This is a genomic window from Vibrio sp. 2134-1 (assembly GCF_033339495.1).
Genome location: NZ_JAWOUS010000624.1, coordinates 1 through 614 on the forward strand (window position 1 = coordinate 1; position 614 = coordinate 614).

1 protein-coding gene is annotated in these 614 nt (G+C 45.9%); it reads right to left on the minus strand.

Going from position 1 to position 614, the window contains the following annotated elements; translation table 11 throughout:
* Positions 1 to 57: 57 nt before the first annotated feature.
* On the minus strand, positions 58 to 614 hold a 557-nt coding region (locus R7R78_RS27600; RefSeq protein WP_225474793.1), incomplete at its 5' end, for a response regulator.

Consider the following 614-nt stretch of genomic DNA (forward strand, 5'->3'; position numbering starts at 1 on the left):
TTAGCGGTTAGCCGTTAGCCGTTAGCCAACAAGCATCCGTTTTTTAAGAGACAGCGTCTACTGCTCGAGCCACTTACACATAATCTGTTCAATATCGGTTGCTGTGTACGGCTTAGTGAGGATATCGTCCATGCCTGAATCAATGCACTTTTGACGTTCTTCAATCGTTGTGCCTGCTGTTAAGGCGATGATTGGACGGTCGAAGCCTTTTTGTCGCAAGTGAGCCGTTGCTTCGTAACCATCCATTTCCGGCATTCGACAATCCATAAATATCAATTCGTAATCTTTGTTTTTAACCGCTTCTAGCGCTTCCAAACCATTGGCTTTTAAATCAGGAGTAATGTCGAGCTTTTTCAGCATCTGCGTCACAATGACTTGGTTCATTCGGATATCATCCACCACCAATATCGAGCGCCCAGCTAAGTCGCTTCGTTCGACAACAGCCAACTCCCCCGACGCTGCGCCTTGAGCTTGCCCCTCTTTTAAAGGGATGGAAACTTTAAACGTTGTACCTTTGCGCTCTTCACTTTCGAAACTGATCTCACCTTGCATTAAATCCACGAGGTTCTTACAAATCGCTAAGCCCAAACCTGAGCCTTCAAAACTGCGTTTTG